Origin of the sequence: Clostridium lapidicellarium, from assembly GCF_041224415.1 — a bacterium.
Classification (GTDB): domain Bacteria; phylum Bacillota; class Clostridia; order Clostridiales; family Clostridiaceae; genus Clostridium_B; species Clostridium_B lapidicellarium.
Genome location: NZ_JBGFFE010000006.1, coordinates 66,196 through 84,144, shown reverse-complemented (window position 1 = coordinate 84,144; position 17,949 = coordinate 66,196). Strand labels below are relative to the sequence as shown.

Below are 17,949 nucleotides of genomic sequence, written 5' to 3'. Positions count from 1 at the left end.
ATTTTAAAATTTGTAAAAAATATTCGTATTTTTTATTGACTGAAACATTTAATTTTGATACCATGTTGAAGGAGGGATGCTACTTGAAAGAAAAATATAATGTTATAATAATTGGTGCCGGTCCTGCAGGAATATTTACTGCATTGGAAATTACCAAGCTTAACAAAGGTATAAGCGTATTGATAATTGATAAAGGTAGAAATATAGAAGATAGGAAATGCCCTGCAAGAACAACTGGGAAATGTATAAATTGTAATCCCTGTGCTATTACTTCTGGTTGGTCAGGTGCTGGAGCTTTTTCTGATGGAAAACTTTCCCTGAGTCCAGAGGTTGGCGGAAGAATTTTAGAATATTTTTCAGAAAATGAATGCAAAAAATTAATAAAATATTGTGATGATATATACTTGAAATTTGGAGCTAATAAGACTGTATATGGGTTAAATAGTGAAAAAATAGATAAAATAAAATATGAAGCTAGTAAGTATAATATAAGACTCATAGAATGTCCGGTTAGACATTTGGGAACAGAATTGGCCTATGATGTATTGAAAAAGATGTATTATCATCTTTTGGATAATAAAAATATAGAATTTAGTGAACTTACCACGGTAAAAGATATATTATCTGATGGCAATAGAGTTATAGGAGTAACTGTTAAAAATAAAAGTGGAGAAAAGAACATCTCGGCAGATTATGTAGTGGCAGCTCCGGGCAGGGGCGGTGCGGAATGGTTTGCAGGTCAATCTAAAAAATTGAATTTGAAAACTACAAATAATGCCGTAGATATAGGAGTAAGAGTGGAAGTCCCCAATTCTATAATGGATCATCTGACAAAAGATCTATATGAAGCAAAACTTGTATATTATTCAGATACCTTTGATAATAAGGTTAGAACTTTTTGTATGAATCCGGGAGGAGTGGTATCGGAAGAACATTATGACGGCACTATAGCCGTGGTAAATGGGCACAGTTATGAAGAACAAGATCTTAAGACAGAAAATACTAATTTTGCCATGCTGGTCTCCACATCTTTTACAGAACCTTTTAATCAGCCCATAACTTATGGCAAGTATATTGCGAAACTTGGGAATATGCTTACAGGTGGAGGGATAATGGTCCAGAGATTGGGAGATCTACTGAACGGAAGACGAACGGATGATTCAAGACTTAAAAAGTCAACTACCATCCCAACTTTGAAATCTGCAGTTCCTGGAGATTTAAGTTTTGTTCTTCCTCAGAGATATTTAACTTCTATAGTTGAGGCGTTAAAAGCTTTTAACAATGTTGCACCGGGACTTTACAGCAAGAACACATTGCTCTATGGTGTAGAAGTGAAATTTTATTCAAGTAAATTTGAAACCAGTAATAAGTTTGAAACTCCTGTAAAAAATTTGTATGCAATAGGAGATGGCGCCGGAATTACGAGAGGCCTTATGCAGGCTTCGGCAACAGGAGTAGTGGTGGCCAGAGATATAATTGGAAAACAGTAATAAATATTAATCTATATAAAAAGGGGAGAAAAATCTTATGTCAGCATTTATTGTTTTAGGAGCCCAATGGGGTGATGAAGGCAAGGGTAAGGTGACAGATTACCTTGCTAAAAATTCAGATATTGTTGTTAGATTTCAAGGCGGCAGCAATGCAGGACATACAGTTGAAGTGGGAGATAACCAGTATAAGCTTCATCTTGTACCATCTGGGATACTTTATAAAAACAAAATCAATATAATTGGAAATGGAGTAGTACTTGACCCAAAAGCTCTGTTTGAGGAAATAAATTATTTGAAAAAATTGCATGTTGATATTTCACCTGAGAAATTGGTTGTCAGTGACAGAGCACAAATTGTCATGCCTTACCATAAAGTTCTGGACGGGATTAAAGAAAGATCCAGAGGTAAAAAAGATATCGGGACTACGGGAAAGGGAATTGGACCCTGTTATACTGATAAAATGGAGAGAAGCGGTATAAGGGTATGTGATCTTATAAAAGAAGGAGTATTTAAGGAAAAGCTCCAAGAAAATTTGAAAGTAAAAAATGATATAATAACTAAAGTCTATGGAGAAAATCCCCTGGATTTTGATTCAATATATGATGAATATGTCAATTATGGAAAAGCGCTGTTACCTTATGTAAAGGATACTTCAGTTGTAATCTATAAAAATATAAAAAATAACAGAAAGGTATTGTTTGAGGGGGCACAGGGGACTCTGCTGGATGTAGATTATGGGACTTACCCTTATGTGACATCTTCCAGTACTATTGCAGGAGGAGTTTGCACGGGATCTGGAATTGGACCTACTATGATAAAGGGTGCTGTAGGTGTGGCGAAGGCTTATACTACACGAGTTGGGAAAGGTCCTTTTCCTACAGAACTTTTTGATAAAACAGGGAACTGGATTAGAGAAAGAGGTCATGAATATGGAGTTACCACAGGCAGGGCCAGAAGATGCGGATGGCTGGATCTTGTTATACTTAAAACCAGCAGCAGACTCTCGGGACTCACGAGCTTTGCAATTACTAAGATAGATACCTTGGCTGGTCTTGAAAAGGTAAAAATTTGTACCGGATACAAAATTGACGGAAAAATTATAGATCATATACCTGCAAGTTTAAATGATCTGGCTAGGTGCAAACCTGTATATGAAGAATTTCGCGGGTGGGATAAAAGTATAGAAAATGCCAGAACTTATGATGAATTGCCGGAGAATGCCAAAAAATATTTAAGCAGGATAGAAGAATTTACGGATACTAAAATATCTATAGTTTCTGTAGGACCGGGAAGAGATCAGACAATAGAGATAAATCATATTTAAATAATGAATTCATATCATCTTTAAATGAGTTTTATGATAGGACTTATTTAAAGATGATATTTTATTCTATGAAAAGGATAAAAATTATATTATAATTATATATTATAATATAATTTTTATTGAAGGGAAGGGAAATAATGAATAGATCTGCAGCTGAAAAAGAATATGAGGTAAATTATTATGAAATAGATTATAATGAAAAATTGCTTATAACCGGCCTTGTAAATTATTTTGGAGATATAGCTACCAGACATTTTGAAAATGTGGGAGGTAGTTTGACTTATTCAAAGGAAAAGGGAATGGCCTGGGTACTGTATAAATGGAACATAGATATAAACCGTTATCCAAAATATGGTCAAAAAATTAAAGTTAGAACTAATGCCTACTCTTTTAGAAAGTTTTATGGTTACAGAACTTTTGAAGCCTTTGATGAGAAGGATAATATAATAGCAAGAGCCAACTCCATATGGCTTTTAATAGATACTAACAAGAGGAGAATATTACGCATAGGCGAAGATATGTATAAGATCTTTGGATTGACTAAAAAAGATAATAAACCGTTATTCATTAAAAAGGTGAAATTACCTGAAAAATTCAGCATAGAAAAAAGTTTTAATGTCAGATACAGTGATATAGATACTAATAGGCATGTGAATAATGTAAAATATATAGATTGGATTTTGGAGACTATACCTTTAGATATAATACTAAAATATACTATAAAACATATAAATATAACTTATGAGAAAGAGGCATTATATGGTGAAAAAATAAAAATATTCACTGAATTAAAAAAACAAGATGAAGAAGGATACATATCCCTTCATAAGATTGTTGATGAAAAAGGGAAGGAATTGTCTGTAATAGAAGCCATTTGGGGTATTGAAGAAAAATAAAAGGTGAAGGAAATATGGATAAATTATGTTTCAGCAGCACTTTTGCCTGCTGTAAAACCTGAACTCCATGCCCATTGTAGGTTGAAACCGCCGCAGTCCCCATCTACATCTAATATTTCGCCGGCAAAGTATAAATTTTTAATTTTTTTAGATTCAAGTGTGGTGCAATTTACTTCATGGGTATTTACGCCGCCACAGGTAACCTGCGAGTTCTCAAAGGAATTGGTGCCATATACTTTAAATTCCCAGGATTTCAATAGATTGTATATATTTTTTTTCTCATTCCAGTTTAGCTCGCAGCAGGATTTATTAATATTTTCTATTGAAGCTTCTTTTAAAAGTATTGGTATGATTTTTTTATTTATTATTCCTATAAATGAATCATATACACTTCTATAATAGAAAGTTCCCCAGTGGTTCTCCAAAAGTTCTGGAAGCATTTCCTTTTTGAAGCCTGGAAGCATATCAATTCTAATTTTCACAGATTTTTTCCTCATTAAACTGCAGGAAGCCATACGACTTACTTCCAATATTGGAAGACCTGATATGCCATAATTTGTAAAAAGAATTTCACCATATTCCCTCTGTTTTGCTTCATTATCTACGAGTATATCCACATATCCATTGAACTTTACCCCAGATAGAGCCTTTAAATGATTGTATTTTAGCTTTAATTGTACTAAAGCAGGAAGTGGAGTTACTATACTGTGACCTAATTTCTTGCATATATTAAAACCCGAACCATCAGAGCCAGTGTGAGGAGCAGATTTACCGCCGGTACATAGTATGATTTTATTACATTTGTAAATTTTATCCTGACAAAAGATCTTAAAATGCTCTCCGTCTCGAATTATGTTATTGGTTTTGGAATTCAAATAAAGTGGTATATTTCTATCTTCAATTGCCATTTTTAATATATCCAGTACGGAAGAAGCTTGAAGGGAAAGAGGGTACATTTTTCCATCTTCCAGAGTTATAAGGGGAAGACCTAGGGAGTTGAAAAATGAAATTGTATCCTTGTTTGAAAATTTATTTAAAATATTTTTAAAAAAATCAGGGTTTTTACTGTGATATTTGTTAAATTTTATATTTCTATTTGTTATATTGCATCTGCCATTTCCTGTAGATAGAATTTTATTACCCATTCTATTTTTGGATTCTACTATTCCTACATCTTTTCCACAATCTTTTGCCGTGATTGAAGCCATAAGGCCAGAGGCACCTGCACCGATTACAATTATATCATGAAACAACTTATATTACCTCCTTCTTAATTTCCAGCCTATTTTATATTTTAGCTTATTTATAATATTTTTAACATAGTTTAATAATATAAATTGTTAATTATAATAAAAAGTATATATGTTTGTGAAAATTGTTTATAATAATGTTAAAAATCAAATTATTTTATGGAAAGGAATGTGTAAATATGAAAGCTTCTAATTTTCTCTATTATAAAAATTGGGCAGTAGCCGGGAATGTTTCTACAGAAGGTAAATATGCGTTCAAGATATTGAATTCTTTGAAAAATTCAGGATTTAATGTTGTTGGAATAAATCCTAAAAATATTACTGAAAGTGACTTTGAATATATGAAAAAGACTCTTTCCAATGTCCATGTGCTGGATTTGTGTATAAACCCCGGCAGAGGAATTGATATAGTTAAGGCAGCAAGAGTTGCAGGGGTGGATAAAGTGTTAGTACAGCCCGGAGCTGAGAGCAGGGAGATATTGGATTTCTGTAACGATAATGGAATGGACGTCATTTGTGGATGTGCACTTGTAGAATTATCCAAAAGATATGGTAATCAAAGTATAGTTTGAATTCAGATAATTATTGAGATTTGATAAATTGTGCTGTAATAGGTAAGAATTTGTTTAATTAATTTAAAAACCTAGGAATACTCTTAAAGTGTTGGTGTATAAGGATTTTAGAGATAATATAAAGAAATGAATTCGATAATATGATAAAAAGGTGTTGACACTTTAAAAAATATTTTGTATTATAGACTATGTCAGGTCGCAAGATGTAACATGAGAGAATGGTTGAGGCCCCTTGGTCAAGTGGTTAAGACACCACCCTTTCACGGTGGTAACAGCAGTTCAAGTCTGCTAGGGGTCACCATAGTGGCCAATTATAGTGGTACAAGGGTTTGTATAAGCTCGGTAGGGGAAAATTTTCCTGAAGCTCTGCAGCAGAGAGTCAGAGATTTGAACCTATTGTGCCCACTATATGATGCTTTTAAAAACTAACAGTAAATTTATCTGTGGCTCAGTAGCTCAGCTGGTTAGAGTGCCGGCCTGTCACGCCGGAGGTCGAGGGTTCGATACCCTTCTGAGTCGCCATGTATGCAAATATATATTTGTAAAGTAAATAGCAATAATTTAAATGGGAAGTCTACTCAAAAAGGGAGGTTTACTCATTTAGATTAAAAAACTGTAAAAAGTAAAGGCCCCTTGGTCAAGTGGTTAAGACACCACCCTTTCACGGTGGTAACAGCAGTTCAAGTCTGCTAGGGGTCACCATAATAATGGTCAATTGTAGAAATGCAGGGGCGCATAGCTCAGCTGGGAGAGCATCTGCCTTACAAGCAGGGGGTCACAGGTTCGAGCCCTGTTGTGCCCACCACATGGTGTTTTTAAAAACTAACAGTAAATTTATCTATGGCTCAGTAGCTCAGCTGGTTAGAGTGCCGGCCTGTCACGCCGGAGGTCGAGGGTTCGATACCCTTCTGAGTCGCCATATGTGCTGGCATAGCTCAGTTGGTAGAGCAACTGACTTGTAATCAGTAGGTCGTGAGTTCGAAGCTTACTGCCAGCACCAAATAAGGTCTTTACAGCATTTAGGCTGTAAAGACCTTATTTTATATTTTTATTCTGTATGTTTTGTTTTATTCTTATATCCTCCCCAAAAAATTTACATAGGGTAAACTCTCCCAGCAGCCTTGAAGAAATTCTTTCTGAATAGGATTTTAAAAGTTCTTCCAGATCACAATTAGTTGATATGAGCATTTTTTTTTGCTTTAACAATTTTCTGTTTAAGATATTAAACAGCTCAGTTTTGGAAAAGTCTGTTATCTGCTCGGAACCTAAATCGTCTATTATAAGTAAATCACAATTCAAAAGAAAATCTTCTAGTTCACCGTCATTTTTAAATCTTATGGTTCTCAGATCTTCTATTAAAGCTTCTGAAGTTCTGTAAACTACTAAGTATCCTCTATCTAGAAGTTCCTTCGATATACAGTTCGAGAGGAAGGTTTTACCTGTACCTGGATTCCCATAGAACAGAAGATTTTCATCGGAGGAAGAGAAATTTTCTATATAATTCCAGGATATAGAGGCTATTCTCTCTATATTTTTTCTCGGACTGGTTGGGTTTTCTTTGCCTTTTAATGGAGAATATAGCTGAAAATTAAAATTGTCGAAATTATTTTTACTCAATATATTTGTTAAATCAGAATTATTATAATACAATTTTATAAGTTTCTGTTTATAACAGCTGCATTTTTTGTGACCTATAAATCCGGTGTCCTTGCATTTCGGACATTGATAATGCATTTCGAGATAGTCTACAGGGTAATTATTAATTGCCAATAATTCAGATCCTTTGATCTTCAGATCTGTGATTTTTTCTTTTAGTTCTTTTAAATATTTATCTTTATTTTTAATATTGTTTAATATGTTGATTGATAATTCCAAACTCAATTTTCCTATGGATCTCTGTATATCAATTACTTCAGGGATTTTTTTCCCAATTTCTTTTTTCCGGTTATTTAATGCTCTTTCATCCTCTTCTCTTGTTCTTTCATATATTTTCATTATTTTGGAATGGCAGCTTTTAATCATTTTTATCCCACCCTAGTAATTTTTTTTCTAGATCATCAAAATTGTAATTTCTCTGTTTGAAATTATTGAAAGTACTTTGAGAATTTTTATTTCTTGTATTTCTGGTATTATTTTTAAAATTATTATGAGGTACTTTTTTTACATCCTTTTTTTTAATGTCATCTAAAGTTCTGATTTTATTTTTATTCCAACTGCTTAGTATTCCGTCAATATATTTGAAATCAGCTTTATTTATTCTCTCAAAACATATATTGCAAGCCTTATATATTACCTCTAAGGGGAAATTATAGGTTTCAGTCCATTTTGAAAGCAAATCCTCCTCTGGTTTCATTACTTCCCCATCTTTTATACCTAGATAATTTAAAATTTTTCTTATTTTAGACCACCTGTCTTCACGTTTTTTTATGAAATTCTGTGCGTCGTCTACATTTTTTATTTTTGCATCAAACCAGGATAAAGCAGTTTTTTCTATATATCTGGTGTTTGTTTTACCCTTTGCCGTACAATATTGTACTAGAATAAGTATAACTTCAGGAGAAAAATTAAAATCATTTATCCAACTTATATACATGGTCATTTCATCTGAAGACAAAGGTCTGCCCATGGATTTTTCTATGTCTTCAAGCATATCTTTAATGGAATCTTTACTCAGTTCTTCTAATAAATTTATGTTATTTTTCTTTTCAGTTTCTTTATCTGTCAAATCTAAAAAATCTATGTTGTAATTTCCCATGTTGTCAGCTGGTATCATTTTGATGACATTTTCGTCATTCCAATAGTTCCAAGCATTCAATACATCTGTTTCCAAAAGATGAAGAGCGCTTGCCATAACTTGTGAACTTACACCTAGTTCGCCGGATTTACAGTATTTTAGCCCAAGAATATACACCTTGACAAATTCCCCACGGGCTTTAGGCATGAATTTGTCTATAAAGACGTTGCTTACAGGTGTGTAGTTTGTTTCATCAGTTTTAAATACAAAAGTACTCATATTTTTTACCTGCCTTTTATAAAATCCATTTTAAAAAAGCTGCTCTACTAAAATATTATATCAAAATAAAAAAATATAACAATGAAATGGATAGCTATTGTGGAAATTACTGTGTGTTAAAAATAGTGTGGATTTTTATAAATATGTATATGAATTTGAAATGGGGGTAGTGTGATTATGCCTGAAATCAAGATCATAAGATAATTTATACATAAATAGGAAAAAATATTAACTTTATTATGAAAAGCTATGGACAGTTTTAATTTTTTAATATATACTTTGATTGTCAAAATATTTGATAATCAAAAATTTTAAAGGGGAGAGTTAAATGGAATTACCTCCATTAATTATAGGAAATTTAAAGGCTCCTGTACCCATTATTCAAGGTGGTATGGGCGTGGGCGTTTCCGGATATAAACTTGCACAGGCAGTGGCAAGGGAAGGCGGTATTGGAATAATTTCCACAGTGCAAATAGGGTATAAGGAGCCAGATTTTGAAGTGAATACTAAAGAGGCGAATATCAGAGCCTTGAGAAAGCAGATAAGAAAAGCTAGGGAGTTATGTCCTGAAGGTATAATTGGAGTAAATATCATGGTGGCCATAAGTGACTATGACAGCATGGTAAAAACTTCTGTAGAAGAAAAGGCCGATATAATTATATCAGGTGCAGGACTTCCACTTAGGCTTCCAAAACTTGTTTTAGGGAGTGATGTTAAGTTGGCACCTATAGTTTCTTCAGGAAAAGCGGCTTCCCTTATAATGAAAAGCTGGATTAGGAGATATAATAGAGCGCCGGATGCAATTGTAGTGGAAGGGCCGAAAGCAGGGGGACATTTGGGATTTCACCTGGAACAACTTCAAAGGGGAAAGGAATGTTTGGAGAATATAGTACATGATGTTATTGAAGTTGTAAACTCATTCGGATGTAAAAAAAATATTCCTGTAATAGCTGCAGGTGGCATCTATACAGGACGGGATATTGTGAAATTTTTAAAATTGGGGGCAGAAGGAGTCCAGATGGGAACTCGTTTTGTGGCTACAGAAGAATGCGATGCACATATAAATTTTAAAAGGGCATATGTAAATTCAAAAAAAGAAGATATAAAAATAATAAAAAGTCCTGTAGGTCTTCCTGGAAGGGCAATAAATAATAAATTCATACAGAAAGTTGAGAAAAATAGAATTGTACCAAGTAAATGTTATAATTGTTTAAAAAAGTGTGATCCTGACAAAACTCCCTATTGTATATCTGAAGCTTTAATCAATTCTGTTGAAGGTAAAACAGAGGAAGGACTTGTTTTTGTTGGCAGCAACGCTTATAAAATAGATAAGATAGTTAAAGTTAAGGAGCTTATGAAAGAGCTTGTTACAGAGGCGGAGAGCTTATATACAAATGATAAGATGACAAATTTATTAAAGTGGTGATTTTATGAATAAGGGTATAAATGTCATAAATGAATTGTTGGTAGATCTTTTCAATGATATTTTAGAAATAGAACAAAAATCTCTTCAATATTCCATATTTAAAGATCTATCCATTACAGAAATACATACGATAGAGGCTATAGGTATGTATAAGCCGAGAACTATGACAGAAGTGGCTTCTCAGTTGGATATAACCCTTAGTACATTGACCACGGCTATAAATCATCTGGTAAGAAAAGAATACGTTGTAAGAGAACGCAGTGAACAGGATAGAAGAATCGTATTTATAAAATTAACAAAGAAAGGAAAACTGGCTTTTAGGGTGCATCAAAAATTTCATTCTGATATGGTTAAAGAAACTATAAGTGGTTTAACAAAGCAAGAGGAAAAAACTTTAGTTAAATCGCTGGAAAAACTAAATAAATTTTTTAAAGCAAAATACAACCTTGAAACTGGTTTAAAAGGAGAAAACAATGAATAAAGTTGAAATTATAGGTACAGGAAGCTATGTACCTTCTAAAGTTGTAGATAATGACGAACTGAGCCATATGGTAAGTACTGACGATGAATGGATAGTAAGCAGGACGGGAATAAGAGAAAGGAGAATATCAAAAGAAGAGAATACTTCGGATATGGCCACAAAGGCCGCAGTAGATGCTATAAAAAGTGCAAAAATAGATGTAAATGATATTCAACTTATAGTGCTGGCTACATCCACTCCAGATGATTTTATACCGTCAACGGCTTGTATAGTGCAGAAAAATATAAAGGCCGTCAATGCTACTTGCTTTGATATATCTGCAGCCTGTTCTGGGTTTGTATATGGAATAGATATTGCTGCTCAGTTTATAAGGACAGGAAGATTCAGTACTGCACTTGTAATAGGAGCTGAAACTCTTTCAAAGGTAACTGATTGGCAGGATAGAAATACTTGTATCCTATTTGGGGATGGAGCTTCAGCCGTTATTTTGCAAAAGGGAGATAAAGAGGGTATAATTTCCATAAGTACAGGTTCAGATGGCAGTAAGGGAGATGCTCTGGTCTGCCCTGCAGTGCCGGTGAATAATTTCTTGTCCAAAACTAAAGTATCTTTGAATAAGGGTACGGTTAGTATGAATGGAAAGGAAATATTCAAGTTTGCGGTAAAAATTTTAGTTAAACTGGTAAAGGAGATGGTTGTTGAATCGGGATATAGTTTGAAAGAAATTAAATACATAATTCCGCATCAGGCTAACTACAGGATAATAGAATTTGTTGCCAAGAAATTAGGGATAAATCCTGATAAATTCTATACCAACCTGGATATTTACGGCAATACATCTGCTGCTAGTATTGGAATAGCTTTGGATGAAATATATAAAAAAAATCTTGTGAAAAGCGGGGATAAGATTCTTATCATAGGTTTCGGGGGAGGATTAACTTATGGGGGAATTATAATTGAGGTATTATAATCCGTATAGAGTTTTGGAGGGAAGCAATGATAACTGAAAAAATAAAAAAAATAATAATAGATCAGCTTGAATTAAAACAAAAAAACATAGGTATAAAAACTTCTTTTGAAGATTTGGGCATGGATTCGTTGGATTTATTTCAAATAATAATTGAAGTTGAAGAAGAATTTCAAATTGAAATAGAAGATGCGGATGAGATAAAAACTATAGAAGATTTAATAAATGTTACGAAGGATAAAATTAAAAAACAGGAGGACTAATATATATGATTAATTCTTTATTTTCCAATATAATTGGAATAAAGTATCCAATTATTCAAGGGGGAATGGCTTGGATTGCAGATAGTTCACTTGCTGCTGCGGTTTCCAATGCAGGAGGCCTTGGTACTATTACGGGAAATGCACCTTTAAGTTGGGTAAGAAATGAAATCAGAAAGACAAAAAAACTTACCGATAAGCCTTTTGCTGTAAATATAATGCTTTTATCAGAATCGGCGGAAGAAGTAGCTAAGATGGTTTGTGAGGAAAATGTCAAAGTTGTAACTACAGGAGCAGGAAGCCCGGGGAAATATATAGATATGTGGAAAAAAAATAATATAAAGGTTGTACCGGTAGTGGCATCTGTTGCCTTGGCCAAAAGAATGGAAAGAGAAGGGGTAGATGCTGTTGTAGCAGAGGGATGTGAATCGGGGGGCCATATTGGTGAACTGACTACTATGGCATTAGTTCCTCAGGTAGTTGATGCTGTAAATATACCGGTAGTTGCAGCAGGAGGTATTGGAGATGGAAGGGGAATGGCTGCAGCTTTTATGCTTGGTGCTCAGGGAATTCAAATGGGAACAAAATTTTTGGTGGCCAAAGAATGTACAGTACATAGAAGATATAAAGACAAGATCTTGAAAGCCAAAGATATAGATACCCAGGTTACAGCAAGGGCTACAGGACACCCTGTGAGAGTTATTAGAAATAAATTGGTGAGAAAGTTTCAGCTTTTAGAAAAGGAAGGGGCTTCCATGGAACAATATGAAAAGCTGGGGAAAGGAGCTTTATCAAGAGCAGCTCAAGAAGGTGATGTAGATAATGGCTCTATTATGGCAGGGCAGATAGCAGGCCTTGTAACTAAAGAACAAAGCTGCAGTGAAATAATAGAAGAAACACTTAAACAGGCAGCTAATGATATTGAAAATATAAAAAATATTTGGAGGTAAATTAATTATGGGGAAAATAGCTTTTTTATTTTCGGGTCAAGGAGCTCAATTTGCAGGTATGGGAAAAGATCTTTCTGAGAATATGGATATATGTGAGAAAGTATTTGAAGATGCGGACAACTCATTGGGATTTCCTATAAGCAGAATGTGCTTTGAAGGTCCACAGGAAGAATTGAATAAGACGGAAAATACTCAGCCGGCAATCTTGACTACCAGTATAGCCGCATTGAGGGCGCTTGAGAGCTTTGGCATCAAGGCCGATATTACAGCAGGTTTGAGCTTGGGAGAATATTCTGCACTCGTGTGCAGTGGTGCTATGGAGTTTAAGGAAGCTGTTGCTTTGGTGAAAAAAAGAGGCAGATATATGCAGGAAGCAGTGCCTGAAGGTGTTGGAACTATGGCTGCTATCATAGGGCTGGATTATATAACGGTGAAAAATGTTTGTGAAGCTTGTAAAACTTCGGGTGTAGTTGAGCCTTCTAATGTAAATTGTCCGGGACAAATAGTAATCGGGGGAGAAGTGAAGGCAGTTGAAACTGCTTGTAAGATCTTGAAGGAAAAAGGTGCCAGAAGGGCAATTAAACTTTCAGTAAGTGCGCCTTTCCATACATCCATGTTAAAACCAGCAGCTGAAAAGCTGGAGTTGGAATTGAAGAAAATAAAAATAAAAGAATTTTCGATTCCGGTAGTTACCAATGTAACGGGAGAAATTATTAAAAGTTCCCGGGATATAAAAGCACTGTTGAAAAAACAAGTCATGAGTACAGTACTTTTTGAAAAATGTATAAATACCATGCTTGAAGCAGGGGCTGACACTTTTGTAGAAATAGGTCCTGGGAAAGTATTAAGCGGATTTGTAAAGAGAATAGATAGAAAAGCCACTTTATTAAATGTTCAGGATGTTGATTCTTTGAAAAATACAGTGGAAGTGCTAAAGAACAGATAGGAGGAACAAGATGGATATGAGTGGTGGGAATGTAGCTGTAATTACAGGAGGAGCAAAGGGTATCGGGAGGGCTATTGCACTTAGATTAGCGAAAGATGGATTTGACATAGCTGTTAATTATAGAAGTAGTTCATCTAAGGTAAGAGAACTTGTGGATGAAATTGAAAATGGAGGCGGCAGAGCAGCTGCTATCCAGGGGGACGTAAGCATATTTGAAGAAGCAAAAAGTATTATAAAGAAGACTGTAGATACTTTTGGAAGAATAGATGTTCTGGTAAATAATGCGGGAATAACACGAGATGGGTTGATTTTGAGGATGAAAGAAAGTGACTTTGACAAAGTAATAGAAGTAAATTTAAAAGGTACGTTTAATTGTATCAGACATGTAAGTCCTGTCATGCTCAGACAAAGAAGTGGTAAAATAATAAATATATCTTCAGTGTCGGGTATAGCTGGTAATGCAGGTCAGGTAAATTATTCTGCCGCAAAGGCCGGAATAATAGGAATTACCAAATCTACGGCCAGAGAATTGGCATCGAGGGGAATAAATGTAAATGCAGTGGCACCGGGTTTTATAAAGACGGATATGACAGCGAACTTATCAGACAAGGTGAAGGAAAATATATTGCATACTATACCCCTGAAAAGGTTTGGAACTGTTTACGATGTCGCAAATGCAGTATCTTTTTTGGCATCACATGATTCGGATTATATAACTGGACAGGTAATAAAAATAGATGGCGGAATGGTAATGTAAATTTTTAAAGGTTAGGTGAGATTTATGAAAAGAAAAGTTGTAATTACAGGATTGGGAGCAGTCACACCCTTGGGAAATAACGTCAAAACTTTTTGGAACAACATAAAAAATGGAGTCTGTGGAATAGATTTTATTACGGCTTTTGATACGGAAAATTTTAAATCGAAATTGGCGGCTGAAGTAAAAGATTTTGATGCAAATGAGATCTTAGGGAGAAGAGAGGCTAGAAGGCTCGACAGATTTTCACAATTTGCCCTGGTTTCCACAGAAGAGGCAATAAAAGATTCTGGGCTTGATTTGGATGCCGTAGATAAATCCAGACTGGGAGTAGTGGTAGGTTCAGGTATCGGCGGTATAAGTACGATAGAGAAGGAACACAGTACCCTTATGGAAAAAGGTCCCAATAGAATAAGACCTCTTTTTATACCTATGATCATAGGAAACATGGCTGCAGGTAATATAGCTATAAAATTTGGAGCTAAAGGTATTTGCATGACGGTAGTATCTGCATGTGCTACAGGTACCAATGCCATTGGTGAGGCTTATAAAATGATCGAAGATGGAAGAGCTGACATAATGATTGCAGGAGGAGCAGAAGCTTGCATAACACCGCTTTCCATAGCTGGATTTATATCATTGACTGCACTTAGCAGAAGCAAAGATCCAAAAAGGGCTTCTATTCCGTTTGACAGAGAAAGAGGTGGGTTTGTTATGGGGGAAGGCTCGGGTATTCTTATATTGGAATCCCTAGAGCATGCAAGAAAGAGAAATGCCCATATATATTCTCAAATAGTTGGATATGGTTCCACTTGTGATGCCTATCATATAACGGCTGTGGATCCGGAAGGTGAGGGAGCAGCAAGAGCTATGCAGATAGCTATAGACGAAGCGGGAATAGATAAAAAAGAGGTTTCGTATATAAATGCCCATGGTACAGGAACTATAAGCAACGATAAATCTGAAACAAAAGCTATAAAAAATGTATTTGGAGATTTTGCAAAGAAAATTCCCGTAAGTTCTACAAAATCCATGACAGGACATCTTTTAGGTGCTGCAGGAGCAATAGAGGCTATAGTATGTGTTAAATCCATTGTAGATAATTATGTTCCACCTACTATAGGTTATAGAGAAAAAGATGAAGAATGTGATCTTGATTATATACCTAATAAAGGCAGAAGCCGGGAAGTGAAATATGCTATGTCGAATTCTCTGGGTTTTGGAGGTCATAATGCAGTTATTTTATTAAAAAAGTGGAGTGAGTAATTATGGATTTTGGGGTAATTGAAAATATGATAAAAGTTATGGATAATTCAAAACTTGCTTATTTGGAAGTTAACTGGGAGGATATATCCATAGTGATGAAGAAAGAAAAGAAGAGCGAAGGCAAAACTGTACTGGAGAGATATGAAAAGGGATATGGAAAAGAAGATGGGAGAAATGTGAGTAGGCTTGAACCAGATAAAGTGGAAAAGAAAAATGATGCCAGGAATGTTAAGATTGTCACATCGCCTGTCGTAGGTACCTTTTATAGTTCATCTAATCCCGACAAACCTTCATTTGTCAGTGTGGGTTCTAAAGTCAAGAAAGGTGATGTACTGTGTATAATAGAGGCTATGAAGCTTATGAATGAAATCCAGAGTGAAGTAGACGGAGAAGTATCGGAAATTTTGGTTAAAAATGAGCAAATGGTGGAGTACGGGCAGCCGCTTTTTAAGATAAGGACTGATAATTAAAGATAATTGTAATCTTGAGAAATTGATCTTCCCAGAGGAGGAAAATATATGGATGAGGATAAATTTAATGTAAATTTTGGCTTAAAGGAGATAAAACAGATTATTCCGCATAGGTATCCATTTTTACTGGTAGACAAGGTTACTTATATGGAACCAGGAAAAAAAGTTGTAGCTTATAAGAATGTTAGTGGAAATGAGTATTTTTTTTCAGGACATTTTCCAGAAGAACCTGTAATGCCCGGGGTGCTTATAATAGAAGCTCTGGCTCAAGCTGGTGCTGTAGCCATATTGAGCCAGAGGGAATTTAAAAATAAAATAGCCTTCTTTGGTGGAATAAAAAAGGCGAGATTCAGAAGGAAGGTAATACCTGGGGACACACTTAAATTGGTGGTGGAAATTATAAAGATTAAAGGACCTGCAGGAGTTGGAAAGGCGGAAGCGTATGTTGGAGATAAAAAAGCTGCAGAAGCTGAATTGATTTTTATGGTAGAAGACAAAAATTAATTGTCGGGAGTTGAGTTTTAGAAAATGTTTAATAAGATTTTAATTGCAAATAGAGGGGAAATAGCAGTTAGAATAATTAGAGCCTGCAGGGAAATGGGAATTGAAACTGTGGCTGTATATTCTGAAGCTGACAGGAAAGCTCTTCATACACAACTGGCAGATGAAGCCATTTGTATAGGGCCTGCCTCACCTAAAGAAAGTTATTTAAATATACATAATATAATAAGTGCAACTGTTTTGTCTGGCGCCCAGGCTATTCATCCTGGGTTCGGATTTCTATCTGAAAACAGTAAGTTTGCCAGCATATGCAGGGAATGCAATATAACTTTTATAGGTCCTTCTCCCGAGTGCATTGAAAGTATGGGCAATAAATCCAATGCAAGAGATATAATGAATAAAAGCGGTATACCCACTGTACCCGGATCAAAAGGAGCCGTAACTTCAGATGGGGAACTTATGAAAATAGCCAGAAGTATAGGATATCCTGTTATGATAAAAGCTTCGGCAGGAGGCGGTGGAAGAGGTATACGTGTTGTGTATAGAGAGGATCAGCTTGTAAAGAATTATGAAAATGCTAAATTAGAAGCAAGAGAGGCTTTTGGTGATGATACTGTTTATTTGGAAAAATTCATAGAAAGTCCCAAACATATAGAAATTCAAATACTTGCAGATAATTTTGGGAATACAGTCTATCTGGGTGAAAGAGATTGTTCAATGCAGCGGAGGAACCAGAAAGTACTGGAAGAAGCCCCCAGTAAAGTGGTTGATGAAAATCTCAGAAAATCCATGGGGAAAACTGCTGTGAAAGCTGCTAAAGCAGTAAATTATAGTAATGCAGGTACAGTGGAGTTCCTTTTGGATAAAAATAATAATTATTATTTTATGGAAATGAATACGCGTATACAGGTAGAACATGGCATAACTGAAATGGTAACGGGAATAGATCTAGTAAAGGAGCAGATAAAAATTGCAGCAGGAGAAAAACTTGATTTTTGCCAGGATGATGTGAAAATCCATGGACATTCTATAGAATGCAGAATAAATGCGGAAGATGTAAAAAAAGGTTTTATGCCTTCGCCGGGGAAAATAGAGGATCTGTATATGCCGGGCGGTTTTAATGTGAGGGTTGACAGTGCAGTTTATTCAGGTTATAATATCCCACCCTATTATGATTCTATGATAGCAAAACTTATAGTATATGGTAGAAATAGAGAAGAAGCTATATGCAAGATGAAGAGAGCTTTAGGGGAATTCATTGTAGAAGGGGTTCATACAAATATAGATTTTCAATTTCAAATTGTAAATAGTGAAGAATTCATGAAAGGAACCTATGATACGAAATTTATAGAAAATAATTTTAAGAAAATTGGGTGACCAGGT

Annotated in this window: 19 protein-coding genes and 6 tRNA genes; 22 read left to right on the top strand and 3 right to left on the bottom strand. The window is 35.0% G+C overall.

What is annotated here, in order from left to right:
- The first annotated feature begins 83 nt into the window (after positions 1–83).
- The 3 genes from AB8S09_RS06285 (at position 84) to AB8S09_RS06275 (ending at position 3,710) form a co-directional block, all read left to right on the top strand.
- Positions 84–1,490 carry an NAD(P)/FAD-dependent oxidoreductase gene (locus tag AB8S09_RS06285; protein WP_294184458.1) on the top strand — a complete coding sequence of 469 codons (1,407 nt, stop codon included), beginning with the start codon at positions 84–86 and terminating at the stop codon, positions 1,488–1,490.
- A 37-nt stretch (positions 1,491–1,527) separates the two neighbouring features.
- Positions 1,528–2,814 carry an adenylosuccinate synthase gene (locus AB8S09_RS06280; RefSeq protein ID WP_294184460.1) on the top strand — a complete coding sequence of 429 codons (1,287 nt, stop codon included), beginning with the start codon at positions 1,528–1,530 and terminating at the stop codon, positions 2,812–2,814.
- Positions 2,815–2,951: 137 nt separating this feature from the next.
- Positions 2,952–3,710, top strand: coding sequence for an acyl-[acyl-carrier-protein] thioesterase (locus tag AB8S09_RS06275; RefSeq protein WP_294184462.1), 759 nt, complete (start codon positions 2,952–2,954; stop codon positions 3,708–3,710).
- 23 nt (positions 3,711–3,733) lie between these two features.
- Here the strand turns inward: AB8S09_RS06275 and AB8S09_RS06270 are convergent, their stop codons facing one another.
- A complete protein-coding gene (locus AB8S09_RS06270) occupies positions 3,734–4,963 on the bottom strand; it encodes a BaiN/RdsA family NAD(P)/FAD-dependent oxidoreductase (protein WP_294184464.1) in 1,230 nt (409 codons plus the stop codon).
- A gap of 176 nt (positions 4,964–5,139) precedes the next feature.
- On the opposite strand from AB8S09_RS06270, the gene AB8S09_RS06265 reads away from it, so the two are divergent.
- The 8 genes from AB8S09_RS06265 (at position 5,140) to AB8S09_RS06230 (ending at position 6,532) form a co-directional block, all read left to right on the top strand.
- Positions 5,140–5,532: a CoA-binding protein gene (locus AB8S09_RS06265; protein WP_294182791.1), complete on the top strand. Its 393-nt coding sequence runs from the start codon at positions 5,140–5,142 to the stop codon at positions 5,530–5,532.
- Between the two features lie 226 nt (positions 5,533–5,758).
- A tRNA-Glu gene (locus AB8S09_RS06260) sits at positions 5,759–5,833 on the top strand.
- Positions 5,834–5,835: 2 nt separating this feature from the next.
- Positions 5,836–5,961, top strand: a complete 126-nt coding sequence (locus AB8S09_RS06255) for a hypothetical protein (RefSeq protein WP_294182796.1) — start codon at positions 5,836–5,838, stop codon at positions 5,959–5,961.
- 16 nt (positions 5,962–5,977) lie between these two features.
- Positions 5,978–6,054, top strand: a tRNA-Asp gene (locus tag AB8S09_RS06250).
- 105 nt (positions 6,055–6,159) lie between these two features.
- A tRNA-Glu gene (locus AB8S09_RS06245) sits at positions 6,160–6,234 on the top strand.
- A 27-nt stretch (positions 6,235–6,261) separates the two neighbouring features.
- Positions 6,262–6,337: transfer RNA gene (locus AB8S09_RS06240), tRNA-Val, on the top strand.
- A gap of 37 nt (positions 6,338–6,374) precedes the next feature.
- Positions 6,375–6,451 (top strand) — tRNA-Asp (locus AB8S09_RS06235).
- Positions 6,452–6,456: 5 nt separating this feature from the next.
- Positions 6,457–6,532: transfer RNA gene (locus tag AB8S09_RS06230), tRNA-Thr, on the top strand.
- A 35-nt stretch (positions 6,533–6,567) separates the two neighbouring features.
- On the opposite strand, the gene AB8S09_RS06225 is transcribed toward AB8S09_RS06230, so the two are convergent.
- Together AB8S09_RS06225 and AB8S09_RS06220 are read right to left on the bottom strand one after the other, a co-directional pair.
- On the bottom strand, positions 6,568–7,554 hold the full coding sequence (locus AB8S09_RS06225) for an ATP-binding protein (protein ID WP_294182798.1): 987 nt from the start codon (positions 7,552–7,554) through the stop codon (positions 6,568–6,570).
- Positions 7,547–8,545, bottom strand: coding sequence for a DnaD domain protein (locus AB8S09_RS06220; protein ID WP_294182802.1), 999 nt, complete (start codon positions 8,543–8,545; stop codon positions 7,547–7,549). Before AB8S09_RS06220 ends, AB8S09_RS06225 begins: the two co-directional genes overlap by 8 nt.
- Positions 8,546–8,873: 328 nt before the next feature.
- On the opposite strand from AB8S09_RS06220, the gene AB8S09_RS06215 reads away from it, so the two are divergent.
- The 11 genes from AB8S09_RS06215 to AB8S09_RS06165 are packed head-to-tail and all read left to right on the top strand — an operon-like array spanning position 8,874 to position 17,943.
- The gene (locus AB8S09_RS06215; protein WP_369868695.1) at positions 8,874–9,971 is read left to right on the top strand and encodes an NAD(P)H-dependent flavin oxidoreductase; all 1,098 of its coding nucleotides are present in this window, start codon (positions 8,874–8,876) and stop codon (positions 9,969–9,971) included.
- A 4-nt stretch (positions 9,972–9,975) separates the two neighbouring features.
- Complete coding sequence (locus tag AB8S09_RS06210; RefSeq protein WP_294182806.1) at positions 9,976–10,452, top strand: MarR family winged helix-turn-helix transcriptional regulator; 477 nt, start codon at positions 9,976–9,978, stop codon at positions 10,450–10,452.
- Complete coding sequence (locus tag AB8S09_RS06205; RefSeq protein ID WP_294182808.1) at positions 10,445–11,422, top strand: beta-ketoacyl-ACP synthase III; 978 nt, start codon at positions 10,445–10,447, stop codon at positions 11,420–11,422. The genes AB8S09_RS06210 and AB8S09_RS06205 overlap by 8 nt, the downstream gene beginning before the upstream one ends.
- A gap of 26 nt (positions 11,423–11,448) precedes the next feature.
- Complete coding sequence (locus tag AB8S09_RS06200) at positions 11,449–11,682, top strand: acyl carrier protein (protein WP_294182810.1); 234 nt, start codon at positions 11,449–11,451, stop codon at positions 11,680–11,682.
- A gap of 5 nt (positions 11,683–11,687) precedes the next feature.
- The gene (gene fabK / locus AB8S09_RS06195; protein ID WP_294182812.1) at positions 11,688–12,629 is read left to right on the top strand and encodes an enoyl-[acyl-carrier-protein] reductase FabK; all 942 of its coding nucleotides are present in this window, start codon (positions 11,688–11,690) and stop codon (positions 12,627–12,629) included.
- 7 nt (positions 12,630–12,636) lie between these two features.
- A complete protein-coding gene (gene fabD, locus AB8S09_RS06190) occupies positions 12,637–13,575 on the top strand; it encodes an ACP S-malonyltransferase (RefSeq protein ID WP_294182814.1) in 939 nt (312 codons plus the stop codon).
- 16 nt (positions 13,576–13,591) lie between these two features.
- Positions 13,592–14,332, top strand: coding sequence for a 3-oxoacyl-[acyl-carrier-protein] reductase (fabG, locus tag AB8S09_RS06185; protein ID WP_294182941.1), 741 nt, complete (start codon positions 13,592–13,594; stop codon positions 14,330–14,332).
- Positions 14,333–14,356: 24 nt separating this feature from the next.
- Positions 14,357–15,595 (top strand): beta-ketoacyl-ACP synthase II, encoded by a 1,239-nt coding sequence (gene fabF, locus AB8S09_RS06180; RefSeq protein WP_294182816.1) that lies wholly within the window; start codon positions 14,357–14,359, stop codon positions 15,593–15,595.
- 2 nt (positions 15,596–15,597) lie between these two features.
- A complete protein-coding gene (gene accB / locus AB8S09_RS06175; protein WP_294182818.1) occupies positions 15,598–16,065 on the top strand; it encodes an acetyl-CoA carboxylase biotin carboxyl carrier protein in 468 nt (155 codons plus the stop codon).
- Between the two features lie 48 nt (positions 16,066–16,113).
- A complete protein-coding gene (fabZ, locus tag AB8S09_RS06170; RefSeq protein WP_294182820.1) occupies positions 16,114–16,569 on the top strand; it encodes a 3-hydroxyacyl-ACP dehydratase FabZ in 456 nt (151 codons plus the stop codon).
- 24 nt (positions 16,570–16,593) lie between these two features.
- Positions 16,594–17,943 carry an acetyl-CoA carboxylase biotin carboxylase subunit gene (locus tag AB8S09_RS06165; protein WP_294182822.1) on the top strand — a complete coding sequence of 450 codons (1,350 nt, stop codon included), beginning with the start codon at positions 16,594–16,596 and terminating at the stop codon, positions 17,941–17,943.
- Positions 17,944–17,949 lie beyond the last annotated feature (6 nt).